The 25,172-nt window shown below is 44.6% G+C and carries 16 protein-coding genes; 5 read left to right on the forward strand and 11 right to left on the reverse strand.

Translation table 11 applies throughout. From position 1 onward, the window contains the following. Positions 1–2 precede the first annotated feature (2 nt). From BACPLE_RS17455 to BACPLE_RS17490, 8 genes are all read right to left on the reverse strand, one after another. A complete protein-coding gene (locus tag BACPLE_RS17455) occupies positions 3–1,424 on the reverse strand; it encodes a DUF4374 domain-containing protein (protein WP_007564389.1) in 1,422 nt (473 codons plus the stop codon). A 29-nt stretch (positions 1,425–1,453) separates the two neighbouring features. Continuing rightward, positions 1,454–3,877, reverse strand: coding sequence for a TonB-dependent receptor (locus tag BACPLE_RS17460; RefSeq protein ID WP_007564391.1), 2,424 nt, complete (start codon positions 3,875–3,877; stop codon positions 1,454–1,456). Between the two features lie 179 nt (positions 3,878–4,056). After that, complete coding sequence (locus tag BACPLE_RS17465) at positions 4,057–4,839, reverse strand: Cof-type HAD-IIB family hydrolase (protein ID WP_007564392.1); 783 nt, start codon at positions 4,837–4,839, stop codon at positions 4,057–4,059. 83 nt (positions 4,840–4,922) lie between these two features. Continuing rightward, the gene (locus BACPLE_RS17470; RefSeq protein WP_007564394.1) at positions 4,923–6,662 is read right to left on the reverse strand and encodes a DUF6377 domain-containing protein; all 1,740 of its coding nucleotides are present in this window, start codon (positions 6,660–6,662) and stop codon (positions 4,923–4,925) included. Between the two features lie 200 nt (positions 6,663–6,862). Then, complete coding sequence (bglX, locus tag BACPLE_RS17475; RefSeq protein ID WP_040313434.1) at positions 6,863–9,112, reverse strand: beta-glucosidase BglX; 2,250 nt, start codon at positions 9,110–9,112, stop codon at positions 6,863–6,865. 13 nt (positions 9,113–9,125) lie between these two features. Continuing rightward, a complete protein-coding gene (locus BACPLE_RS17480; protein WP_007564397.1) occupies positions 9,126–9,962 on the reverse strand; it encodes a glycoside hydrolase family 16 protein in 837 nt (278 codons plus the stop codon). A 2-nt stretch (positions 9,963–9,964) separates the two neighbouring features. Next, a complete protein-coding gene (locus tag BACPLE_RS17485; RefSeq protein ID WP_040313379.1) occupies positions 9,965–11,620 on the reverse strand; it encodes a RagB/SusD family nutrient uptake outer membrane protein in 1,656 nt (551 codons plus the stop codon). 18 nt (positions 11,621–11,638) lie between these two features. Continuing rightward, complete coding sequence (locus tag BACPLE_RS17490; protein WP_007564401.1) at positions 11,639–14,746, reverse strand: SusC/RagA family TonB-linked outer membrane protein; 3,108 nt, start codon at positions 14,744–14,746, stop codon at positions 11,639–11,641. Positions 14,747–15,267: 521 nt separating this feature from the next. Here BACPLE_RS17490 and proB point away from each other — a divergent pair. Then, complete coding sequence (gene proB, locus BACPLE_RS17495) at positions 15,268–16,359, forward strand: glutamate 5-kinase (protein WP_007564403.1); 1,092 nt, start codon at positions 15,268–15,270, stop codon at positions 16,357–16,359. A gap of 11 nt (positions 16,360–16,370) precedes the next feature. Here the strand turns inward: proB and BACPLE_RS17500 are convergent, their stop codons facing one another. Together BACPLE_RS17500 and BACPLE_RS17505 are read right to left on the reverse strand one after the other, a co-directional pair. Next, entirely contained in the window at positions 16,371–17,507 is a 1,137-nt protein-coding gene (locus BACPLE_RS17500; protein WP_007564405.1) for a Gfo/Idh/MocA family protein, read from the reverse strand. Positions 17,508–17,541: 34 nt separating this feature from the next. Beyond that, complete coding sequence (locus tag BACPLE_RS17505) at positions 17,542–17,931, reverse strand: hypothetical protein (RefSeq protein ID WP_007564407.1); 390 nt, start codon at positions 17,929–17,931, stop codon at positions 17,542–17,544. 93 nt (positions 17,932–18,024) lie between these two features. On the opposite strand from BACPLE_RS17505, the gene BACPLE_RS17510 reads away from it, so the two are divergent. From BACPLE_RS17510 to BACPLE_RS17520, 3 genes are read left to right on the forward strand one after another with little or no spacing between them, the layout of a single operon-like run. Next, positions 18,025–18,579 carry a helix-turn-helix domain-containing protein gene (locus tag BACPLE_RS17510; protein WP_007564408.1) on the forward strand — a complete coding sequence of 185 codons (555 nt, stop codon included), beginning with the start codon at positions 18,025–18,027 and terminating at the stop codon, positions 18,577–18,579. Positions 18,580–18,600: 21 nt separating this feature from the next. Then, positions 18,601–20,256 (forward strand): AMP-binding protein, encoded by a 1,656-nt coding sequence (locus BACPLE_RS17515; protein ID WP_007564410.1) that lies wholly within the window; start codon positions 18,601–18,603, stop codon positions 20,254–20,256. A gap of 56 nt (positions 20,257–20,312) precedes the next feature. Then, positions 20,313–23,381, forward strand: a complete 3,069-nt coding sequence (locus BACPLE_RS17520; RefSeq protein WP_235777947.1) for a chondroitinase family polysaccharide lyase — start codon at positions 20,313–20,315, stop codon at positions 23,379–23,381. Positions 23,382–23,463: 82 nt separating this feature from the next. Here BACPLE_RS17520 and BACPLE_RS17525 read toward each other — a convergent pair whose 3' ends face one another. Further along, a complete protein-coding gene (locus BACPLE_RS17525) occupies positions 23,464–24,348 on the reverse strand; it encodes an NAD kinase (protein ID WP_007564414.1) in 885 nt (294 codons plus the stop codon). Positions 24,349–24,456: 108 nt separating this feature from the next. On the opposite strand from BACPLE_RS17525, the gene BACPLE_RS17530 reads away from it, so the two are divergent. Beyond that, on the forward strand, positions 24,457–25,170 hold the full coding sequence (locus BACPLE_RS17530) for a pyridoxine 5'-phosphate synthase (RefSeq protein WP_007564416.1): 714 nt from the start codon (positions 24,457–24,459) through the stop codon (positions 25,168–25,170). Positions 25,171–25,172 lie beyond the last annotated feature (2 nt).

The following is a 25,172-nucleotide window of genomic DNA, read 5'->3' on the forward strand; positions in this document are numbered from 1 at the left end:
TGTTATTGTTGAGTTAATGCAATTTTACCTACTGTTGTAATTTCATCGGCTTCCACTTCCAGTCCTTTTACAGCTTCTCCTGTTTGAGGATTGATTTTATAGAATGTGGGAGTAGCACCTTCTTCGGTGGTCAGTACCGGAATATAAAAATACTGATTTTCCAGATAAGGAGAATTTCCGAAAGAAGAAATCAGGTTCATGTCAGGCAATCCTGTAATAGGAATCAGCTTCTTTTCGCTGGCTTTGAATATCACTAGTTCATTTTTAGGTGCATTGGTTCCCAGTGTGGCTACCTCTTCAATGCTGCATCCGTAATTATTGAGCAGGAAATAATCGCCACCTACGTGCCAGCAGCGGAACAACGGATGGCCGCTCGCACCGCTCATCGTTTCCAAGTTGCAATAATACTCATCGAAGGCAGTACTTCCGGCAGGGATGCGCACGACACCAGAAGGAAGTGTACCTTGTACCTTTGCCTTTAAGTTGGCATCAGCCGCAGGCTGGGTAGCCGTACGTCCATATCCTCCTGAAAATACATACAAGTTTCCGTCATCGTCGCTCCAAATGGTCTGATAGTACTGAGAACGCATGCGTCCGCAGGCAAAACCAATCTTGTCTGTTGTCGCAATAACCGGTTCTTCATCAAAGTTGCTGCCGCTGTAAATGGCAATATAAGCATTATCCGGATATTGGGTAGAAGGAATCTGTCCGGCAGTATATTTACCGCTTCCTGAGCCGCCGGTACCGGTTGCTACATAGTCTTGACTCAACACTTTGTCGGGCCAGGTGTTCACTCCATAGTGACTCATACCCATGGGAATAATAGAGGTGTAGAGCTTTCCGTTGGCTTCCACAAATCCGGCCATAGTTACCTTTTCACCATTTCCTAAAAAGTTCTCGGCCAAAATATCCTGTTGGTTGGTACTGGTAGTGCCATCTTTCGCATTCAAGTAGTTAAATAAAAAACCTTGTGCCGCATTACCCTGACTGTCCGTCTGCTTGGTGTCTCCGGTCGATACGGTAATCACATTGTCACCCCATGTGCCGTAGGTCGTAAAACGGTTGAATGTATAAGTGTATTTTTTCTGCGGCACATTGTTGGCATCCAGATAGTAACATCCTCCGGTGCCTTGTGAGCCGTCGTTATATTTGATTCCGAAAAAATAATTCTGGTCGTAGAAAATCCAGTAAGAAATCTGGTCCTGAAATTCTTTCCCGTTTTCAATGACTGAGATTTTGCCTTCGTCCAGACTTTCGGCCGTAAGCAGATAGGAAGTACCTCCTGCGGTAACCGGAATGACGTAGTTTCCTTTGAAGTTGTTGTGATTGCTGAAGGTTGGGTCATTTTCTTCGTTCTGACACCCCATGAACAGGCCTCCCATGCAGAAAGCGCCCAGTCCTAACATAAAGTTCTTTTTATTCATATACTTGTATTTATATTTTTATTGGTTTATTACTTTCCAAAATACACTCGAAATTTTCCATAAAATGCCCGTCCGGCTTTTTGCAGACTAAAGTTGTCATACAGTTTCTCATCGGTGAGATTCCGGCATTCAAATGAAATGTTGTAACGTCCGTTTCGGATGCTGTACCCTAAAGAGAGATTGTGCGAAATCTGCTGCGGTACCCGAATCTTAGTAGACGGGTCACCAAAGTTTTCCCAATACAAAGGGAAGTCATGCTGGTAGAAACAATCCCATCCGAATGTGAGGGTATTCCCTTTCGCAAACAGGTTATGCCAGTAGAAGTTCATGTCTACGTTTGCATACTGGTAAGGAATGTTCGGGATACGCTGTCCGTATGTCAGTGCATTCTGTCCGCTGCTTGCTGCCCGTTTCTTTTCCTTGTCGCGGGTGTCAAGGTTGTTGAACGTACCTCCCATATTGAACCAGTTGCTGTAACTGTATCGCAAAGACACATTGAATCCTTTTGTCTCTACCCGGCCATGATTGGTGTAGCTTCCATAGCTGGTACCTCCTACGGTCGACAGGTCACGTTTGATGTAGTCTTGGGTGTTACGGTAAATGACTCCTCCTTCCACATACAATCCGTGTTTGCCTAACTGCTTGTTGTAGCTGGCACTCAGGTTCACGTTGTCACTACGCTCCGGTTTCAAGTCAGCTTTTCCTGCTTCAAGGTCACCGTCACCAAACAATTCCTGTGTGCTGGGCATGCGTAGCGCCTTTTCGTAAGAGAGCTTCAACTGAATGGCTTTTCCTAAGAAATAGGTTCCGGCGGCTCCATATCCGAAAGAGCTGACACTTTGTGACACCCTCGTATCACTTCCTACATTGTTGTCGCTCAACTGCACCGTTCCTTCACTGTAAGAGTTGTAGTGCTTGCCGAAGACCGACAGATTCCATTTTTCAGAAGGCATCAGGCGATAAGATAACCCTGCAATATTCTTTCGGCTTTTGGTAGGTTCATCATAATCTTCCAGTACGGAATTTTTCTCAATCAGACTTCGTCCTGTACGACGAAAAGTACTGAATACATTATTAAACGTAAACGAGTGCATTCTGCCCAGTCGGTATACCGCAGTAAGTGTGGTATTCCAGTTTGTATTGATTTGTTCACTGAACTGGTGGTTCTGTTCGCCGGCAGTCGATCTGGGGATACGGTCACCCAGCCAGTTGTATTTGTACATCGCTGTATCCACGTTTGTCGTCAGGTTGTGGTTGTAATTGGCCGTAACCGTCACGTCCAGTCCTTTGGTGAAAAGATTCTGCTTGCGATATTCTACCGAAGGAACGATGGAATAGCCATGACGATGTTTCTTGCCGAATACGATTTCCTGGTACACTCCGTTCTGTATTTCTTTGTAGAAATGCGAGTAGGCCACATTAAACATCAGCCGGTCGGCCCAGCTTTTCCCGGTAACTCCGATTTTTCCGATGACCGCTTCGTTGTGGAATGTATCATTGAATCGTTTTACACGCTGTATATTACTTTCATCGCTGACAGACGTATTGTTTTCGTGGTTGAACTCTTCCACCCAGTTATTGATATAGTAATTATTGTCTGAGTAATTCTGATACGCATTGATTTCGTATGTCAGTCCGTTTCTGAAACTCTGCCCGAAGTTTACATACGATTTATGTGTGTTGAACGAACCGTATGAGTATGACGCATCCAGAAACCAGTTGCGTTTCTGTTTGTTGGTTACAATGTTGATAACTCCACCTAATGCATCGGTACCGAACCCTACGGGTACCACACCTTTATATACCTCAATGCGCTCGGCAAAGTTGACCGGGATGTTATTCAGGTCGAAAGCTGTTCCTGCCCCTTCTTGTGGCACCCCGTCGATAAATACTTTTACATGCTTGCCGCTGAAGCCGTCGAGCATCAGCTGCATGTCCGAGCCCACACCTCCAGACTCGCGCAGTTTCATTCCCGGAAGCTTCTGCAACGCTTCACTCAAGTTTTTGGTAGAGTTCTGCAATTCACGCGTATCTACAGCTACGGCATTAAAGGCCGAGCGCTTGATACGTCCGACTCCGTTGGAAACGACTACGACTTCATCCAGCTCGGTGACTGACGGCTTCAAGATTACATTTTGTTTGCTACGTCCGTCTGCCAGGATTTCCACTTCTTTTTCTACAGTTTCAAACCCGATGGCGGAAACGGTCAGTGTGTATTTCCCGGCGGGTGCTTTCAGATGATACAAGCCTTTTTCGTTGGTTGTGCAGCCATATTGCGTACCTTTCAGGTACACCGTGGCGAAGTCAATGACACTCTTGTCCGAAGAAAGAACCCTCCCAGATAGTAACGAACGGCCTTGTGCAGAAAGAGATAAGACACAAGCACCCAATAATATAAAAAGTACACCCCACTTCAAATTTTCGCTTCCCCGCGAAAAAGATAAATTTCTCATTTACTGTAACTCGTATTTTTTGTTCAGGACTAATTTTCTGTGTGCAAAATTAAGGCGATTGTCCGGGTGGGGCAATCGCCAAATATGGGTAATTTAGACTATGTATAAATACCTATTTGTAGGTATTGTGTAGTTTGTCCTATGAAATGTAACGAGTTACGGTTAGAGAATTTGGACTGTTACAGGATATGGAAGTGCTTCAATGCCCGCATGATACCTTCTTCATCCACTGAGGTGGTGATATAATCGGCCGCAGCTTGTATGTGAGGAGCCGCGTTTCCCATGGCAATTCCCATACCTACATGTTTCAACATCGGAATATCGTTTCCGCCATCGCCGAAAGCCATGGTATCTTTCAGGTCAATACCGTAATAAGCCAACATCTGGTCGATACCGTGACTTTTACTGTTTCCCCGTGCAATGATGTCGGCAAAGAGCGGATGCCAGCGCATGGGTTCACAGTGAGTCAGCACCTTTCCGAATATCTCTTCATCTTTTTCTTCGGGGAAATATCCCATGATTTGCAGAATTTCCTTCTCTCTTGCAGTTTCTATGGGACGGATTTCCGGAATGTCAATTTGAATCAGACGGGCAATCTCTCTGACAGCCTCATCCTCATGTGTCAGGAACCAGGTATTGTCGTGTACAAAAACAAACGGCATTTCCGGATGGTCATGCTGGTACTGGATGAGTCGTTCAATGTCTTCCTGCGGCACACAACCCTTGTAAATGTCTTCATGATTTGCTGTGAAGCAATGTGCTCCGTTCAGCGTGACATAACCGTCGAAATCCAGGTCACCCACGGCATCCATCATCAATGTCTTTGGACGGCCAGTAGCAATGAATACCTTAATACCTTTTTCTCTCAAAAGTCGCAGGGCTTCGCGGGTAGACTCCGGCACGGTGTGAGTCTGGAAAGAAACTAATGTTCCATCAATATCAAAGAATATCGCTTTTACCATTTTTCGTGTATTAAAAGTCCGTGCAAAGATAATGAATAAAGAAGCAGGGGAAGAACAACTTTCTCTATTTATATTACGAAGTGCTAACACTCTTTTCCGATGTTCTGTACTAACTTTAGGAAGTCGTCCTTAGGAACAATTAGTTTGTTACGTGTTTTCAGGCGTATGTTGTAAACCGTCTGAGTTGAGCAGTGGAGAAATTCTGCAATCTTTACACTCTCGCTAATCCCCAATCGTACAAGGGCATAAATACGTAGCGTAGTATTTAGTTTTTCATCTTCTGTCAGGACAATCCGTTCTTCCGGTGCAAGTAACTGATTGAATTCCTCCACGAAAGAAGGATACACATGAAGAAAAATGGTATCAAAAGTGCGGTAGAACTCTTTTAGTTCGCTTTGTGTCATAGCTTGGTTGCTGGTTAAAGCTAAGGCCTCCTCATATTGATGTACTTTGAGCTTACATTTGAGCTTTCCTCTGAATTCATCTAGCAGGCTGATATAGTTAGAGCAAATGGAGAGTACATAAGCAATGTATTCTTCCTTCAACTGGTTGGATGCCTGTAATTTTAGGTTGGCTTCTTTTAAGCTGGTGTTTAGTTGCTGTTCTTTGTGATGGGCATGTTCCAAGTCTTTGTGTACTTTTGCCATCTCAGTAGCTTGTTCATTCAGTTGTTTGTTCGCCTGGTTTATCTGGATACGCGAACTATTTATTTTGCCAATCTGTTTCCATAATATGAAAATTGTGATGATTAGTGCTAATGCCAGAATACCTAATAAGAAAACAGAAGTCCTTAACTTGGATTTCTGGTTTTTATCTAAGTTTTGATAAGCTGTTAAGATGTCATGCTGAATTTTAGAAATACTGACCAGACGTACACGATTGCAATATGACTGGGCAAGTTCCAGACATTTGGAAATATAAAGATAGGCACGTTCTATATTTCCTTCTTGAAATTCTATTTGTGCTAATTCTTCTAACGAAGCTATATCCTGATTGGCTGATTTTATATCTGCCAAAGCCGATAAGATAAGGTAATATTTAGCTTTATCTTTTATTCCTTGTTTTTGATAGATTTTAGATAGTAGGTAGGCATTCATGGCATCGTGTCGTGTGTCCATCTGCGATTTTTGAATGCTTGTTTCCAGTGTATCTTGGATACTGAAAAGTGAGTCTGTGTCAAATAACGCCAATCCTTGATACCATAAAGACATTTGTTCTTTTTCGGTATGCAAACATAAAGCAAGAGAATCTCTATACAATTGCTCTTGCCGGGCATAGTAATCTACTTGTTCACGTACGCTTTGAGGCACATGCTTACTCCAATCGATGGGGGCTGCTGCATATTGTAGAATATGTCCTGCTAAGAATATTTGGTGAGCATAATATTCAATTTTCAGATTAGGAGTTGTAATGTATGGGCGCAGTTGGGCCAAATCACTGGAAGCACTTAATACCAGTCCGGTGGAGGAAGCCATATACGTCTTATAGATTTTCCATAAAGTTTCTCGTTCTTTATTTCCCATTTTGTGAGATAGCTCCAGGTTCTTTTGTGCATAAATCAGAGCTGAATCTGCTTCAAAAGAGTTGTAGGCCTCATAAAGCAGTTTGTTGATCCAGTATTTCTGCTCATTGTCTCTGGTAGATGCTTCATATTTATGAAGTTCAAGAATCTGGGCCTTTTTCTGCCGTACATATTGGGGATATTTTAATAAAGCGGCATCCAATTCACGAAGAAGTTGCTTCTCATCTTGGATTTGAGGTTCAGAAAAGCAGGGAATAGTTCCTAAGCAAAGTAGGGTGAACAAGATGAGGTATATTTTCATATAGTATGGCATAGCGTAGGTTTGATGGAAGGTATAAGTTTATTGAACAGAGTCTAAAGTTACACAGATTTCTTGGAAGGAGAGAGTTTTTCCATCAAAAAGAATAAAAACGCTGTTTGAACACACTTGTAAGGTGGTTTAAACAGCGTAGTAGTAAGCTTTAATTCAGCTTTATGATAAACCTATGAAACTTCCGTAGGCTATAATGCGGATACAGAGAAGTCCTTAGCTAATCCTTCTGCACTACTGCTTCCTACCCAAAGTCTGAAATCACCTGGCTCTACAGTATAATTCATATCATATCCCCAGAAAGCAAGTTCTGAGACAGGAAGATTTAATGATACTTGTGTAGATTCTCCTGCTTTCAGTGTGACACGCTGGAATCGTTTGAGTTCTTTCACCGGACGGGTGACTGAACCTACCTTATCCTGTATATAAAGTTGAACTACTTCTGTACCATCGTAGTTGCCTGTATTTTTTAGGGTGAAACTAATGGATAGAGTATCCTGTGCAGTCAATTTATCTGATGTAAGACTCAGGTTGCTGTATTCAAAAGTTGTGTAGGAGAGACCGTAACCAAAGGGGAAAAGAGGTGAATTGCCTGCATCTAAATAGAAAGAACGGCATCCTACGGAGGTCTGTCCTGCTTCTACAGGAATTTCGTCAATCAGCATTTCTGTCGGATTGGCAGGACGGCCTGTCTTGTGCTGTGCATAATAGATAGGTACTTGTCCGCTCATGCGTGGGAAAGTCACCGGAGTTTTTCCACTTGGGTTTACCTTTCCGAAAAGAATGTCAGCTATAGCCGGACCGCCCATTGTACCCGGATGGAAGCTATAGAGTACCGCATCCGAAACTTTTACTTCGTCGGCAATGGCCAACTGACGTCCAGCCATTACTACCGTAACTACCGGCTTCCCGGTGGCAGCCAGTTCTTTGATCAGCTGACTTTGGGCTCCCTGCAAATTCAGATTGACCAAAGAATGTGCTTCACCAGAAAGAATCGATTCTTCTCCGACAAATACTACTACAGCATCGGATTGACGAGCTACACTTATTGCACGAGCGATACCGGCAGTGCTCTTGTCGCGACTGTAAGCGAGTCCTTTTTCAAAGAGTACCTTAACTTTATCGCCATACATTTTTTTGATGGCAGTCAAGGGCGTTTGTGTATGTTCTTTTTCTCCATCGAATACCCAGGTACCCATCTGTTCATACGGAGCATCTGCCATAGGACCGATGATGGCTAAGGTTTTTACCTTGTCAGTAAGTGGCAATGATTGATTTTCATTCTTCAAAAGAATGACCGATTGTTCAGCTGCCGTTTTGGCTGCTTGCAGGTGCTTCTCGGCATATTTTACAGACTGCGGAGTTACGATATAAGGATTGTCAAACAAGCCTAAACGAAATTTCAGGCGTAGAATATTGCGTACAGCATTGTCGATTGTTTCCATTGATACTTTGTTCTCTGATATGGACTGTTTGAGGTTTTGGATAAATGTTTCACTCACCATTTCCATGTCTACCCCTGCATTGACAGACTTTTCGGCGGCATCCTTCCCATCGGTACAGAAACCGTGATTTACCATCTCAAGAGCGGAAGCCCAGTCGGTTACAACCATACCATCGTATTTCCATTCTTTACGAAGCACGTCCTTTAGCACAAAGCTGTTAGCTGTAGAAGGTACACCGTCGTTATCATTGAATGAAGTCATAAAGGTGGCACATCCGGCATTTGCTGCTGCCTTGAAAGGAGGAAGATACACGTTTCTCAGCACACGCTCAGGTATGAAGGTGGAGTTATAATCTCTACCGCCTTCTGCTGCTCCGTATGCAACGAAATGCTTTGCGCAGGCTGCAATGGCTGTCGGGTCATTCAGAGAATCTCCTTGATAGCCTTTAATCATGGCAGTTCCTATTACGGCATTCAGGTAAGGATCTTCTCCACAACTTTCAGCGATACGTCCCCAGCGAGGGTCACGTGAAACGTCAATCATCGGGGCAAAGGTCCAGCGGATTCCGTCGGCTGAGGCTTCAATGGCTGCTACACGAGCACCTTGTTCTGCAATTTCTGGATTGAAAGTTGCTGCCTGTCCCAATGGGATAGGGAAAATGGTTTTGTAGCCGTGAATTACATCGCGGGCCACAAGAATGGGAATTCCCAAACGTGATTCTTCTACTGCAATTTTTTGAATTTTGTTTATTTCTTCCGGATTTACTACGTTCAGTATAGAACCGACCTCTCCTTTGCGTATGCGGGCGGCAAGTTCTTCAAAATCCCATGGGCTGAGTTGATTCATCTGGCCTAATTTCTCTTCTAAAGTCATTTGACTTAGTAAACTATCTACTTTATTTTCAATAGCTGCTTCTGGTTGGGGCTCTTTTTGTGACGAACAGCCTCCGATACATACTGAAATCAGAACTGTAGCAATTAGTTTAGTAGGTTTCATAGGATGGTTCATTTTATTTTTGATACACTCTTATATAATCAATTTCAAATTTGGCGGGGAAACAAGAATCATCTACCCCCAGTTTACCGCCTAAGGTTCCTCCAATAGCCATATTGAGCTTGATTAGAAATGGAACATTAAAAGGCCAGGTCTTTTTGTCGCCTTTTTGGTCATTTACAAAAGTAAAACATTGCTTTCCGTCGATATAACCGTGAATGTAATTAGGAGTCCATTCTAGTGCATAAATATGAAACTCCGATTGTACTCCTTTCACAAAATTGACAGAGGTTTTTTGGGTTCCTTTCATGTGATTGTATTCTTCCATGTGCATGGTAATATGTACTGAGTCTGGATGGCTGCCTACATGCTCCATTATGTCCATCTCTCCATCCAAAGGCCATTGTTTAAAATCTTGAGGAAGCATCCAGAAAGCAGGCCATGTGCCTATTCCTATAGGGAGTTTCATTCTTCCTTCAAAATAACCGTATTTCCATGCCTGACGGGTGTTCATTCTGGCAGAAGCATATTTGTATCCGTCAATGGGGCGTTTGAGTAGTACGGTCTGGATAGCCAGACAGCCATTTTGAGTGAAGGCAACGGTATCATTACTGTTGCAGGCCGGCAGGTAATATTGTAGCTCATTGTTTCCCCATCCTCCTCCACCGGTTTCATAATACCATTGGGTGGTATCAGGCAGTGCCTTTCCGTCCGATTCAAATTCATCGTTCCACACCAGCCGATATCCTTCAGGTACATAGCTGCTGTGTACAATTGGAGGTTGAGAGTCTGTAGTGGCTGCACATGCCCATAGGCATGTGCAGGCTACTATAATTAGCAATCGGTTGATCATGTTTAATCTTTCAGTAAGGGGTTACGTTCTTGTTCTTTCAATGGTATAGGCAGGTAGTAGTTGTTTCCTGTGAATTTACGTTCTTCAATCTGTTCGATAACGTATTCTTGCTGTCCGTTATTTTGTCTGTCGTATACCTTCATTCCTAAAATGGGCTGTTTGAGTACGTCTCCATCTTTCCAGCGGCGTAAATCATAGAAACGATGCTCTTCGAGAAGTAGTTCCAGTCTTCTTTCATTCTTAATCTTTGCGCGCATTTGTTCTTTGGTAAGGTTGTCTGGGAGCCCGTCTAATCCAGCTCTTTCACGTACTTCATCCACAGCATCGTACACAGACTGGTCAGGAGCCGGAAGAGACTCGTTTTTAGCTTCTGCGTAATTTAGAAGGATTTCCGCATAACGGAAGTAAGGGAAATTGTTGCTTTGAGCATACCCACTGTAAAGGTTGGTGGAGGTAGGCAGTTCTTCAATAAATTTTTTTGGTCCGTAACCGCATCTGGCTTTTCCGATTTCAGGTTTGTAGTTTCCGTTTTTGGTCGCATCTACTAAGTTCTCTACCATGGAGATATTTTGTCCTTCCCATTCAGAACCATGATATATAATGCTCTGATAGAAACGCTCGTCGAGATTTGCATACGGATTTTGGAGTGATACAGGTTGCCTGTCTTTTCTTTCGTAGGCATTTACCAGATTTTGTGTAGGATAAAGTCCGTTCCATGAACCGTCTGCTCCTCCCAGACTCCACATCATGTGAATATTGTGCGGAGCATCAGGAAACGAGAACCGACGTTCGAAAATGATTTCTTTATTAGCTGCCGTTTTGTCGAATGCCATGGAATAATAAGGCGTATTTCCTGTTTTATACAGTTCATACTTGTGGAGATTAATTACAGCTTGGGCGGCCTCTGCTGCTGCAGCCCATTTCTGGGAATCATCTTCACTATTGAGCGGACTTGCTAAATAAAGCAAGGCTCTGGATTTTAGGGCGAGGAAGGCGCCTCTGGTTGCATGGCCGTTCATCTCTTTACTATATTCTGTGGGCAGATTATCGGCATACAAATCACATTCTTCTACGATGAAATCTACAATGTCGGCAAATGAAGAAGGAGCTACCTGTAGGTTGTCATCCAGTTCTTGTGGCTCTAAAATGAGAGGAGCCTTGCCGAAAGTTCTAGCCAGTTCAAAGTAGCAGAATGCACGTAAGAAACGGGCTTCCGTAAGGAGTCTGTCTTTAGTTTGTGTGTCTAGAATCTTTTCATCTACAGATGGCAGTTGCTGGATAAGTATGTTGCATTTACGTATAACGATGTATTCTTGGGTCCATATTTCCTCTACGAAAGGACAGCTTTGTGCTGTAATGGCGTCTTTGTTGAGCTGGGTGTAGATAGGAGAATCGGCTACACTGGCAAAATCATCGGTTGCGGCATCCAGGTTTCCAGCCCATGACATGGACCAGGTCTGCCCGTATCCGGCAGTACATCGGTTAAATCCGCAGAGCATGGAACCGTAGGTGTTGGCTACAAATTGATTGATTAGGTTGGCATCTTCCCAAATGGCTTCATCGGAAATGAAAGTCGTCGGTTTGACATCAAGCATGTCTGAACATCCGGCCGACAGTATCAGTGTGGCCATTAATATGTAGTTTCTTATTGATTTCATAATCTTCTTGTTTTGGGGTTAGAACTGTAGTGATAATCCGAAGTTGAACGACTTCATTTGTGGGTATGTCCAACCTTCTTGTTCGGTATTTTCAGGGTCAATCTGAGGAACATCCGAGATAGTGAACAGGTTCTGTGCATTCACATAGACTCTGGCATTGGTTACTCCGATACGGCTTAACCAAGATGTGGGGAAGGTGTAACCTACTTCTATGTTCTTCAAACGTAAATATGATGCATTGTAAAGGTAAGTTTGTACACCTGGTACATCTGTTGCCGGGAAATTGTGTACCGATTCAGCAAGTCTCGGATAGCGGTTGCTGGGGTTTTCTTCTGTCCAAGCCTCGTTTACCCAGAACTGTGGCAGGTTTCCCTGGTTAAAGTAAGGAAGAATGATACCTCCTTTCAAGTAAACTTGAGCATGGGCTGCTCCCTGCATCAGGAAGCTGAAGTCGAAATTCTTCCAGTTCAAAGAACCGTTAATTCCATAGATAATTTCAGGAATGTTTCCGTATCCTAAATAAGTCATATCGTCAGAGTTTACTACTCCGTTTCCGTCTACATCTACATATTTAATATCTCCAATTTGTGTGTCGTATCCTACTCCGGCTACTTCTTGTTTGGCGTAGCTGTCAATTTCTTCCTGTGACTGGAAAATTCCATCTGTTTTGTAACCATAGTATCCGTTGATGGGACGTCCTGTCTGCCGCATGTATTCAGATGTACCTTCTGCCTCGGCCATTTCCACAATTTTGTTTCTGGCAAAAGTAAAATTACCGCCTACGGAGTAATTGACTTTTCCTATTGAGTTGTGATAGTTTAATGAGAGATCAATACCTTTGTTGTTTACGATTCCAATATTTTCCAAAGGCAGAATGCCACCGAATGAAGAAGGCACTTCGGCCGTACGTTGTGTCAGAATATTGGTCCTTCTTTCTGTGAAGAGGTCTACAGTAAAGTTTAAGTTATTGAATAAAGTGGCATCCAATGCAATATTGGCTTTGTTAGATTTTTCCCAAGTAGCAAGGCTATTGGCAATCGCTCCCGGTACGAGTCCTTTAGTAACTAGGTCACCAAAGGCATAGTCTCCCAGGTTATTCATGAATCCGTTGCTGGCTACTGCTCCTTGGTATAGTTCAAAGCGGCTATAGAACGGGAAGCTTACTCCACCGGTGTTGTCGTTTCCTAATGTTCCATAAGAACCACGAATTTTTAAGAAGTTAATTGTGTTCTTCAAACTTTCGAAGAATGGTTCTTCAGAAACAACCCATCCTAAAGAAGCGGAAGCAAATGTTCCCCACCGTTTGTCAGGTGCAAAATTCTCAGATCCGTCACGACGGATATTGAACTCAACCAGGTATTTGGATGCATAGTTATAGTTCACGCGTGCCATATAGCTGGCTCTTGCGGTTTCGCTGTCTACGGCATTCATGGTTTGTCCGTCAGTGTTTCCGGCGTTAATCTGATCTAATATTTCAGAGTCAAAAGAGTTGCGAAACATGCTGGATGTAGAACTGAATCCTTTTCGTGCTAATACCATGGCCATGGCAGTTACATTATGTAGTCCGAATGAACGGTTATAGTTTACTTGTAACTGATATTCCTGATAGTTTGTTTGATTTTGTGTCAGATTGAGTGACGGGCTTGTGCGTGGATTCAGTACATACTCATTGTTTGCATCTTTGGAATACACGTAAGGAGATACGCTCCATGCTTTATTCGTATAATTATTTCGACTGTAAGACATAACTCCTTTAGCCGACAATCCTTCTGTGATGAAGTCTAATTCCTGTTCCAACTCTACTCTGGCATCTACTACGAAAGTTTCTCCTTTGCTGTAACTTCCCCCTGGTTGGTTGGCTGCTACAATGTTTGGGTGAGTAGCATCCGGAAAGGCAAAGGTTCCGTCGGGATAGCGGCATAGCAGTACTGGAGTATTACGTACAAGTTCCTTGAAAATAGTATAGCTGCTTCCGGAGTTTAAAGATTTCTCTAAACGGCCGGACACATCTACTCCCAGGCGTGTGGTTTTAGTGATTTGTGCATCAATATTACTACGTAAATTGTATCGTTTGTAGTTCAGGTCTTCCCATAAGCCACCCTGATTCAGAAAACCACCACTGACGTAGTAACGTATTTTTTCGTTACCTCCTGAAATTGAAATATTATGTTGGTTTTGTATTGCATTCTTTGTAAGCATTTCGTCATACCAGTTTGTGTTAGGATATAGCTCTGGATCTGAACCGTCCTTGTATTTCTGGATGGCTTCTGCTGAATAAATCTCGCTTCCGAAATATTGGTTAGCTAAGCGAGCGTAGTCGTAGGAGTTGGCAAATTCTGGCAGTTTGGTTGGAGACTGTATAGATACGCTGCCAGAATATTTGATGCTGGCTTTTCCGTCTGTACCTCGTTTGGTAGTGATGACAATCACGCCATTTGCTCCACGCATACCGAAGATGGCTGCCGAAGCTGCATCTTTCAATACGTTAATTGATTCTATGTCATTGGGGTCCATACGCGCAAAGTCGGCTGATGTACGTTCGATTCCGTCAATGATATAGGCTGGAGAGGCGTCTCCCTGGAAAGTTGCGATACCACGGATAAAGATGCTGGCATCGTCGGCACCAGGTTCTCCACTGGCTTGCTTGGAGATAAGTCCTGGCATCTGTCCGACAAGGGCTGTGGTGGCATTGGCAGCTCTTGATTTAAGTAGTTCATCACTTTTCATGGAAGTGACAGCCCCAGTCAGGTTGGCTTTTTTCTGAACTCCGTACCCTACGACTACTACCTCTTCTAAGGTTTCTGAGTCTTCTTTTAAGATAATCTGGAGTGGCTTTTCATCATTTATAGTAATGGACTGAGATACGTATCCGATGTAAGAAATTTCCAGTACACTGCCTTTTTCCACACCGCTTACAGAGAAGTTTCCATCAATGTCAGTAATTGTTCCATTGGTGGTTCCTTTTACCAAAACGCTTGCTCCGATGATATATTCACCCAAAGCGTCCTTCACACTACCTGTCACATTGAGTTGTTGGGCAACCGCATTCAATGTGCAGAGAAACATCAGGCAGAGGAGGGTCAGCGTGCTTCTCATAACCTGCATGCAATTTACTTTTGCTCTCATAAATTTAATTTAAAAGTTAACACTAAATGAATTAAAACCTTGTGTTGCAAAGATAGATGCTTCTATTATGCCTTGGATGGGCAGGTAAATACATATAGTAAATTGTCTTGTTCTTAATATATTTATAACCAGTTGATTATATTTTGTAAAAGTAAGTTTTGTTGACGGGTTAGTGAGCCTTGTTCATTGGAAAATCTCAGTAAGATTTATCTAAAATTCTCTGTAGTCTCTTACGTTTCGCATGGCAGAACCGTAGGTTTCCCGATACAAAAACGAACGTTCCCGGATGCGGAGACGTAGGGTTTGGGTGAAGGAAACCTAGAAGATGTAATTCGGATTTTTTGATTAGTACGTTGCGTTTCTTAAATCAGCGGAAAGAGAAAAAGTCTGTTTTATTTACATATTGTGATAAATTGTTTTGTTTCTGTGCGGTATTTATTACATTTGCCACTGAATATGATTAAATAATGTGTATTTGAAAGATTTTTCAGGTGTTTCCTGTGCAAAAGTGAGAGTGAATCATGGAAAACAAAACGTATCAGTATAAAAGAATCACGGTAAAGATAGGTAGTAACGTGCTGACCCGCCGTGACGGCACACTGGATATAACCCGCATGTCGGCATTGGTGGACCAAGTGGCAGAGTTGCATAAAGCAGGAGTGGAAATCGTGCTGGTGTCTTCCGGAGCGGTAGCTTCAGGAAGAAGCGAGTTGAAACCCTTGCGGAAACTGGACAGTGTGGACCAGCGGCAGCTTTTCTCGGCAGTGGGACAGGCTAAGTTGATAAACCGTTATTATGAACTGTTTCGTGAGCACGGCATTACCGTAGGTCAGGTACTCACGACTAAGGAAAGCTTCTCTACCCGTCGGCATTACCTGAACCAGCGTAATTGCATGAAGGTGATGTTGGAGAACGGGGTGATTCCTATCGTGAATGAAAATGATACGATTTCGGTGACCGAGCTGATGTTTACCGACAACGATGAACTATCGGGTATGATTGCTTCGATGATGGACATGCAGGCATTGATTATCCTTAGTAACATTGACGGCATTTACAACGGTTCACCTTCGCAGCCGGGTACTTCTGTGATACGTACGGTGGAGCGTGGAAAGGATTTGTCGGATTACATTCAGACCGAGAAGTCTGGATTCGGACGGGGAGGGATGCTCACTAAAAGCACCATTGCCCGTAAGGTGGCCGATGAAGGAATTGCTGTGATTATCGCCAATGGCAAGAAAGAGAATATCCTATCGGATTTGTTGTGTCATCCGGATACGACTGTCTGTACCCGTTTCCTTCCAGCCATGGAGGGAGTGTCGAGCATGAAGAAGTGGATTGCGCACAGTGAAGGCTTTGCCAAAGGGGAACTTCATCTGAACCGTCAGGCAGTAGAGGCCGTCAGAGGAGTGAAGGCTACCAGTATCCTTCCGGTGGGAGTGACGCGGGTTGTGGGAGATTTTGAGAAAGATGACCTCGTGCGCGTGATGGATGAGCAGGGACGGCAAATTGGAGTAGGCCGTGTATCAGCCGACTCGGCAGAAGCACTTTCCATGGTGGGACAGCACGGGCAGAAACCGCTGGTACATTACGATTATCTGTATTTGGAATAAACCGGAATGGCTTACTCCATCGGTACGGTGTGTTGTTCTGCTACGGACCGTATGGACAGAGGGGTAACCGAAGTCCAAAGAGCCAGATCGTGTATATCGGCCGGGTAGGGTATCTCCTGTTTCATTTCGGCTTCTAATGCTTTGAGCATGATGTAGTCCATTCCTTCATGGTGCGTGTCGATGCGCAGCGCTTCTTCTCCCCATTGTTGCCAATAGAGGTGTTCGTATTTTTGCAGGTAAGCGGTATCTGCCTCCCATGTTTCGTGCGGACTTTTTCCTTCCAGATAAATGCGTCGCTGTTCTCCCTGCCAGATTCCTTTGGTGCCTTGTATTTCGAAGTCCAGGCTTCTGGGGCGGGGAAGAGTGGTGTCGTGAGTCAAAGAAACCAAGGTTCCGGAAGCCGTCTCCAGTTGGGTGACGGTTACATCTCCCTGCGTGACAGGCACGTGAGGATTTCCTCCTAATTCACGGATACGCTGGTATAGGCCTGCAGGTTTGGAAGAAAAGGTGGTCAGGCGTACAAAACGGTCTTTGCGGGGAATGCCGGCGATGAGGCAGAGAGGAGCCAGTCCGTGGGTAGGATAAAGGTCACCATTTTCCTGCTGGTAGAATTTGCTTCGCCAGATGCTTTCCGTCTTTTTCCGGTTGCCCAGATTACCCTGGTCGTCCAATAGAAGATTGCGCAAGTCGTGACGGTAACCTCCTCGCATGTATACCACTTCACCTAATTCACCGGCACGGACCAGGTTGTGCATGGCCAGAATTTCCTGCCGGAAAAGCGTGTTCTCCAGTGGAAAGATTTTTTTCTTTCCGGCTTTTGCCGCTTCAATCAGCGGTTGGTACTCATGCAGGTAAAGTCCTCCTTTGATTTCCAGTGCCACATGGCAGCCGTGTTGTATGCAGTACAAGGCATGGGTTACGTGCAACTGCCATGGAGAAGCAATGAAAACCAGTTGCGGGGCATGAAGGGCAATCATTCTTTGATAATCATCTCCTCCCTGGTTGTAGCAAGGCACGTCGTAGTCGGCTTCCCGGGCTTCCGGGTCGGCAATGGCAGTCACCTGGAAGTAAGGAATGTGGCGGGTCAGGGCAAGCAGTTGCTTTCCCCGGTATCCCATACCGATATAGGCTATTTTCAGTGTATTCATGGTTAGCAGATTCGTTTTATTCCGTCGGTGAACATCAGTTCCTTGATTCCAAAAACTGAATCAGCAGGTTGCGGGGTAGGGAATAGGTATTTCCATGTTCCTGCACATATTTCAGCAGGTAGAGTCCTTCCTGACGAAGTCGGGCCTTAGGCACGATGTTTTCGGTGTCTTCCGCCATTTTCAGCAGCATCATGGCAGCTAATTCGGTTTTCTCTATGCCATCTTTTTCCTGACTGTATTTTTCCAGTATGGTTTGGCCGTCCATTTCTTCCAGCTGCTGGGGAGTGACCTCCAGCACTTGCCGTGCCGTACTTTCATATTCCCCCCAGTCCGACTTGCTGATGTGCTTCCGGCGGAGAATCAGGTTGGCTATTGCGGCAAATATTTCCTGAATCATGCGTATGATGTAATCCTGTCTGATCATGGTTTTAAAATTTTCGGTTACAAAGTTCGAAATATTTTTCTTGGTTTTTCATAATCTTTCGTAATTTTGAGCGAATAACTAAAAAATTGCACTATGGACGAACAAATAAGACAAATAGGAGAACGTATCCGCGGATTGCGCGATGCGCTGGATTTAAGTGTGGAGGATATGGCCGGACAATGTGGTTTACCGGTGGATAAGTACCAGCAGATTGAGTCGGGCGAGTGTGACATTGCGGTCAGTACGTTACAGCAGATAGGACGGAAGTGCAATGTGCCACTTGATGTATTGATGTTTGGTGAAGAGCCTAAAATGAATGCTTATTTCCTGACGCGCTGGGGAACCGGTATTTCGGTGGAGCGTACGAAGGCATATAAATACCAGTCGCTGGCTTCAGGTTTCCGGAACCGCAAGGCCGATCCTTTCCTGGTAACGGTAGAGCCTAAACCGGAGGATACACCTATTTATTATAATACGCACTACGGACAGGAATTCAATCTGGTGATTGAGGGCCGGATGCTGTTGAGCATAAACGGAAAAGATTTGATTCTGGAGCAGGGAGACAGCTTGTATTTCGATTCTTCACTGCCTCACGGAATGAAGGCGCTCGACGGGAAAGCGGTGAAGTTCCTCGCCATCGTTATGTAGTAATTAATTTTGAAAAGAAATATGTTAGAAAGATTTGTTGAACAAACTCACTTTACCTCACAAGAGGATTTCATTGCGAATTTTAAAGTGAAGGTGCCGGAGAATTTTAATTTCGGTTATGATGTGGTAGATGCCTGGGCGGCTGAACAGCCCGATAAAAATGCGTTGCTGTGGACAAACGACAAAGGAGCACATATACAGTTTACGTATGCGGACTTGAAGAAATATACCGATATGACCGCCTCTTATTTCCAGAGTCTGGGAATCGGTCATGGAGATAAGGTCATGCTGATTTTGAAACGCCGGTATGAATTCTGGTTTTCTATCATTGCTCTGCACAAGTTGGGAGCAGTGGTCATCCCGGCTACACACTTGCTGACAAAGAAAGATATTGTCTATCGTTGTCAGGCTGCCGGTATCAAGATGATTGTGGCTGCCGGTGAACCGGTCATCACAGAACATATTCTGGCGGCTATGCCTGATTCTCCTACGGTAGAACGCCTGGTTAGTGTTGGTCCGGAATATCCGGAGGGCTTTGAAGATTTCCATAAGGGTATGGAAGCTGCCGCTCCTTTTGTACGTCCGGAACATGTGAATACCAACGAGGATATTTCACTGATGTACTTTACTTCGGGAACTACCGGGGAACCGAAGATGGTGGCACACGACTTTACTTATCCGCTCGGACATATTGCTACCGGATGCTTCTGGCACAATCTGCATGAAAACAGTTTGCACCTGACCATTGCGGATACCGGATGGGGAAAGGCTGTATGGGGAAAACTGTACGGACAGATGATTGCCGGTGCCAATATCTTTGTATACGACCATGAGAAGTTTACTCCGGCAGATATTCTGCAAAAGATTCATGATTATCACATCACTTCGCTGTGTGCACCTCCTACGATTTATCGTTTCCTGATTCGGGAAGACTTGTCGAAATATGATTTGTCTTCACTGGAATATTGTACGACGGCGGGCGAGGCGTTGAACTATTCTGTATATGAGACTTTCAAACGCATTACGGGCATTCGTCTGATGGAAGGATTCGGACAGACGGAAACGGCATTGACTCTGGCTACTTTCCCGTGGATGGAGCCGAAACCGGGAAGTATGGGCGTGCCTAATCCGCAGTATGACATTGACTTGCTGAAACCTGACGGCCGTTCGGCGGAAGATGGAGAACAGGGACAGATTGTGGTACGTACGGATAAAGGCAAACCGCTTGGCTTGTTCAAGGAATATTATCGTGATGCTGAACTTACCCGTGAGGCTTGGCACGATGGTATCTATTACACAGGCGATGTGGCTTGGCGTGACGAAGACGGCTATTACTGGTTCGTAGGACGTGCCGACGATGTCATCAAGAGCTCCGGTTACCGTATCGGCCCGTTTGAAGTGGAAAGTGCCTTGATGACGCATCCGGCGGTTGTGGAGTGTGCCATTACCGGTGTGCCCGATGAAATCCGCGGTCAGGTGGTAAAAGCCACTATCGTGTTGGCAAAAGACTACAAGCAGAAGGCCGGACCGGAACTGATAAAAGAATTGCAGGATCACGTGAAACGGGTGACAGCGCCTTATAAATATCCACGTGTCATTGAGTTTGTGGATGAATTGCCGAAAACCATCAGTGGAAAAATTCGCCGTGTAGAAATCCGTCAGAAGGACAATAATTAAATGATAAAAAATACTATCTTTGCATCGATACTTAAATTTTATATAGAACGATGCAAATGAAAGGAAAATTTTTTATTAATCTAGCATCTGTATTAAGTTTCTTTGCGATTTCTGGTGAGCTGACAGCACAGGTCGTAAAGCATGAGCGATTACTCTCTTTTGAAGAAGGAGTACCGCAGGAACTTTCCAGCGCAGGGGCGACTTTATCTCTTAGTGATGAGCACTATAAAGATGGAGGTCGTTCCCTGCGTTGGACGTATAAACCGGGAGCAGTCCTTTCCCTGAAAAAGGATTTGAAGTTTGAAGCGAAAGACCCGACGGGAAAAGATACGTATCTGTCGGCTTTTATTGTATGGGTGTATAACGAGAAGGCAGTGGATAAGAAAATAACCTTTCAATTCTTGAAGGATGGAAAGGTGTGTACTTCTTTTCCCTTCGGTATTAATTTTACAGGATGGCGTGCGGCATGGGTTTGCTATGAACGCGATATGGAAGGTACACCGGAAGAAGGTATGAATGAGTTACGTGTATTGGCACCGGATATAGAAGGGGAACTTTTCATCGACCATCTGATTCCGGCCAGCAAGGTAGATGCGCGTCAGCAGGCTGCCGATGTACAAGTACCTTTTGTACATAAAGGAACGACTAATCACTGGCTGGTGATTTATCCGCATTCATTGTGGAAGTCGGATTTGCCTTTGAAGCCGGTTTCAGAAAAAGAGCTTCAGGATATGCGCCTGATGGAAAAACGTTACCGGGATTTGATTTATACGCCGGGTAAATTGTCTCAAAAACAGATTGATAATATCCGTCGCAAGTTCGATGCCTATAAGATTGTATATAAAAACGGTAAAGTAAGCGGACTGCCTATTTTTATGGTACGTCAGTCGGAAGCATACGAGCGTATGATTCCCCATTGGGATAAGGACATGTTTACGAAGTTGGGCATGGAAATGAAAGCCTATTTTGACCTGATGAAAACCATTGCCGTGGCATATCATAACGCGCAGGACGCACAGGTGAAACAGGAAATGCGTCAGAAATTCATGGCTATGTACGACCATATTACCGATCAGGGAGTAGCTTACGGAAGTTGCTGGGGAAACATACATCATTATGGATATAGCGTACGCAGTTTGTATCTTTCTTATTTCCTGATGAAGGATGTGCTTCGTGAAGAAAATCGCTTGGCAGAAGCGGAAGCTACTATGCGGTGGTATGCCATTACGAATGAGGTATATCCAAAGCCGACAGGAAACGGTATTGATATGGATTCCTTTAATACACAGACTTCCGGGCGCATTGCCAGCATTCTGATGATGGAGGATACGCCGGAAAAACTTCGTTACTTGCGTGCTTTCTCACGCTGGATTGACTACGGATGCCGTCCGGCTCCGGGGCTGGCGGGTGCCTTCAAGAGTGATGGGGCTGCCTTCCATCACCGTAATAACTATCCTGCGTATGCGGTTGGAGGTCTGGATGGGGCAACTAACATGATTTATCTGATGAGTGGAACGACATTTGCCGTATCAGAACTGGCTCATCAGACTGTAAAAGATGTGTTGCTGACCATGCGTTTCTATTGTAACCAGCAACAGTTCCCGCTGTCAATGTCGGGACGTCATCCTAATGGAAAAGGGAAACTGATTCCGGTACAGTATGCCATGATGGCTATTTCAGGAACACCTGACGGAAAAGAAAAGTATGATGCCGATATGGCCGCTGCGTATCTGCGTCTGGTAAGAGAACCGGCAAAACCGGGTGTCAATGAACCGGATTATTTGCCGCAGGCACCAGCTGGGTTGGAACGCAAATTGGAGAAAAAGTTACTGAAAGCAGGATTTACTCCTGAAAAAGACCCGCAGGGAAATTTAGCATTGGGATATGGTTGTGTGTCTGTACAGCGGCGTAACAATTGGGCGGCAGTGGTACGTGGTCATTCACGTTACTTATGGGATGCCGAGCATTACCTGGATGCCAATTTCTACGGACGATACTTGGGTTATGGCAGCATGCAGGTGCTGACTGCTCAGCCGGGAGAAAGAGTAACCTTTACAACGAGTGACTGGCAGGAAAACGGATTCGACTGGAACCGGATTCCGGGTGCTACTTCCATTCATCTGCCTTTTGACCAGTTGCGTGCGAAAGTGCTGAATGTGGATGCTTTTTCCGGAATGGAAGAAATGCTGTATTCTGATGAGGCGTTTGCCGGAGGACTTTCTCAAGAACGTGAGAATGGTAATTTTGGTATGAAGTTGCACGAACATGATAAGTACAACGGCTCGCACCGTGCGCGTATTTCGTATCATTTCTTTGGAAATACCATCGTAGCCCTTGGCTCTGACATTGAGAATGTCAATCAGGACTATCCTACAGAAACCACTGTATTCCAGCTGGCTGCCATTACGCCGGAAGAAAAAGCATATTGGGACAACTGGAAGGATAACGGACATACGTATCTGGCTCCTAATGGAGTGGGGTATTATGTACCAGGCAATGTACAGTTTGAAAAGAATTTCCCTCAGGTAACAGTAGGTGAACGTAGTGTGAAACCGACTTCCGGCGATTGGGTATCTTTGGTGTTCAATCACGGAAAAGCACCTCAAGGGGCTTCGTATGAATATGCGGTGTTGCCGCAGACGGATGAGCAGGGTTTGACACAGTTTGCCAAACAGCCGACTTATCAGGTGTTGCAGAAAGACCGGAATGCGCATATCGTGACTTCCAGCGCAGAACACTTGACTTCATACGTGCTTTTTGAAACTCCACAGAAGGCTTTGCCAGGTGATTTCATTGAGAAGGCGGATACTTCTTGTCTGGCCATGGTAAAGCAAGTGGACAAGAAAAAACTGGTGTTGACCGTGGCACAACCGGATATGGCCTTCTATCGTGGTCCGAGTGATGAGGCTTTTGATGAGAATGGAAAACGTATTGAACGCAGTATTTATTCTCGTCCGTGGATTGATGACGAGAGTAAGGAGATTCCGGTGACCATTACTTTGAAAGGGAAATGGAATGTGGCATCTCATCCTGCCGTGAAGGTGCTGGAATCGGACAAGAAGCACACCGTATTGCAGTTTACTTGCCGTGAAGGAAAGAGCTATGATGTGCAGCTTTCCAAATAGGATACTGTAAGGTATATATACGCAAAAAGCCGGAGCAACAAGTTGAACGTTCCGGCTTTTTGTGTATTTGTATAATGGATAGTTAGTTACGTGAATCGGCTCCCCACATCATTTTCTCACGTAAGGTGTTGAAGAAAGAGTGGTGGCAGCGCTTGACGATACGGATGAAGTATTCTCCTCTTCGGATAGTGAGTCGGGTACCTTCACGGAAGGTTTCACTCCGTCCGTCAATGGCAATCAGAAAATTATGACTGCGGCTTTCTACTTCCAATGTGATTTCCCACTCATCGCGAATGACAATGGGGCGTACGTTTAAGCTGTGTGGAGCTACAGGAGTCAGGCTGATGGTACCGCTCTGAGGTACTAAAATCGGACCGCCTACACTGAGGGAGTAGCCTGTAGAGCCGGTAGGGGTGGCCACAATCAGTCCGTCTGCCTGATACACATTCAACAGTTCACCGTTGATATAGGCACGGATGGTAATCATGGAAGAACTGTCGCGTTTCAGAATGGCGATTTCATTCAGTCCGTAAGGATAACCTTTCAGCACCTGACCATTGCAGGTAAGTTTCAGTACCCTTCGTGGTTCTGCCAGATACATTCCCTGATAAATCTCATCAAAGGTTTCCTCCATCTGGTCGGGCGAAATATCAGCCAGGAATCCCAGGCGTCCGGTATTGATACCCAGTATGGGAATTTCTTTGTTACCAACTAAACTGGCTGTTTTCAGGAACGTACCGTCTCCTCCCACACTAAGTGCCATGTCGGCTGTAAAATCATGTCCGTTGAAGATCTCTAAATTGGTTAAATCTGCGTTTGTGTGCAGGCGAAGGAACTCATAAAACTCACGATGGATACAAATGTGCGCCTCCTTGCGCCGGAGGATTTCCAGCAGATGGGTTACATGAGCCGATTTATGCTCCTGATACGTATTTCCAAAGAGGGCGAACTTCATCTTCCGCTGCATAGAATGTGTCTTTTTTATCAATCTTTTTAAGAATAAACATGTCAAGTTTCTCGTAAAACCTGCTAACTTTGCACGTTGTTGATGCAAAGATAACGAAATTCATGAAATATGACTAAATTAAGTGTGAATATAAATAAGGTGGCTACGCTTCGTAATGCACGAGGTGGGAATAACCCTGATGTAGAGAAAGTAGCACTGGACTGCGAGCAGTTCGGGGCGGAAGGTATCACGGTTCATCCGCGTCCGGATGAACGTCATATCCGGTATGCGGATGTATATGCCTTGCGCCCGGTGTTGAAAACTGAATTCAATATTGAAGGATATCCTTCAAAAGAGTTTATCGACCTGGTGCTGAGAGTAAAACCTACGCAAGTGACTTTGGTACCGGATGCTCCTGACCAGATTACTTCGAATTGTGGATGGGACACCAAGACGCATCAGGCTTTCCTGACAGAATTGATGGATACGTTCGGTGAAGCGGGTATACGTACTTCTATTTTTGTAGGTACCGATCTGGAACTGATTGAGTATGCAGCCAAGACAGGAGCCGACCGTGTGGAACTGTATACGGAACCTTATGCCTCACTTTATCCTAAAAACCCGGAAGCAGCCGTGGCTCCTTTTATCGAAGCGGCTGAGAGAGTACATAAACTGGGAATGGGATTGAATGCCGGACACGATTTGAGTCTGGTAAACTTAAAATATTTCCATGATAATATCCCTTGGCTGGATGAAGTTTCTATTGGTCACGCACTGATTTGTGACGCACTTTATTTAGGATTAAAGAAAACCATTGAAGAATATAAAAATTGCCTTCGTTAAAT

The sequence above is a fragment of the Phocaeicola plebeius DSM 17135 genome, from assembly GCF_000187895.1.
Classification (GTDB): domain Bacteria; phylum Bacteroidota; class Bacteroidia; order Bacteroidales; family Bacteroidaceae; genus Phocaeicola; species Phocaeicola plebeius.

Excerpts from the sequence above, each read along its gene's own strand:
- BACPLE_RS17455 (WP_007564389.1), bottom strand. The coding sequence starts at position 1,424 with ATGAATAAAAAGAACTTTATGTTAGGACTGGGCGCTTTCTGCATGGGA.
- BACPLE_RS17460 (WP_007564391.1), bottom strand. The coding sequence starts at position 3,877 with ATGAGAAATTTATCTTTTTCGCGGGGAAGCGAAAATTTGAAGTGGGGT.
- BACPLE_RS17465 (WP_007564392.1), bottom strand. The coding sequence starts at position 4,839 with ATGGTAAAAGCGATATTCTTTGATATTGATGGAACATTAGTTTCTTTC.
- BACPLE_RS17470 (WP_007564394.1), bottom strand. The coding sequence starts at position 6,662 with ATGAAAATATACCTCATCTTGTTCACCCTACTTTGCTTAGGAACTATT.
- bglX (WP_040313434.1), bottom strand. The coding sequence starts at position 9,112 with ATGAAACCTACTAAACTAATTGCTACAGTTCTGATTTCAGTATGTATC.
- BACPLE_RS17480 (WP_007564397.1), bottom strand. The coding sequence starts at position 9,962 with ATGATCAACCGATTGCTAATTATAGTAGCCTGCACATGCCTATGGGCA.
- BACPLE_RS17485 (WP_040313379.1), bottom strand. The coding sequence starts at position 11,620 with ATGAAATCAATAAGAAACTACATATTAATGGCCACACTGATACTGTCG.
- BACPLE_RS17490 (WP_007564401.1), bottom strand. The coding sequence starts at position 14,746 with ATGAGAGCAAAAGTAAATTGCATGCAGGTTATGAGAAGCACGCTGACC.
- proB (WP_007564403.1), top strand. The coding sequence starts at position 15,268 with ATGGAAAACAAAACGTATCAGTATAAAAGAATCACGGTAAAGATAGGT.
- BACPLE_RS17500 (WP_007564405.1), bottom strand. The coding sequence starts at position 17,507 with ATGAATACACTGAAAATAGCCTATATCGGTATGGGATACCGGGGAAAG.
- BACPLE_RS17505 (WP_007564407.1), bottom strand. The coding sequence starts at position 17,931 with ATGATCAGACAGGATTACATCATACGCATGATTCAGGAAATATTTGCC.
- BACPLE_RS17510 (WP_007564408.1), top strand. The coding sequence starts at position 18,025 with ATGGACGAACAAATAAGACAAATAGGAGAACGTATCCGCGGATTGCGC.
- BACPLE_RS17515 (WP_007564410.1), top strand. The coding sequence starts at position 18,601 with ATGTTAGAAAGATTTGTTGAACAAACTCACTTTACCTCACAAGAGGAT.
- BACPLE_RS17520 (WP_235777947.1), top strand. The coding sequence starts at position 20,313 with ATGAAAGGAAAATTTTTTATTAATCTAGCATCTGTATTAAGTTTCTTT.
- BACPLE_RS17525 (WP_007564414.1), bottom strand. The coding sequence starts at position 24,348 with ATGCAGCGGAAGATGAAGTTCGCCCTCTTTGGAAATACGTATCAGGAG.
- BACPLE_RS17530 (WP_007564416.1), top strand. The coding sequence starts at position 24,457 with ATGACTAAATTAAGTGTGAATATAAATAAGGTGGCTACGCTTCGTAAT.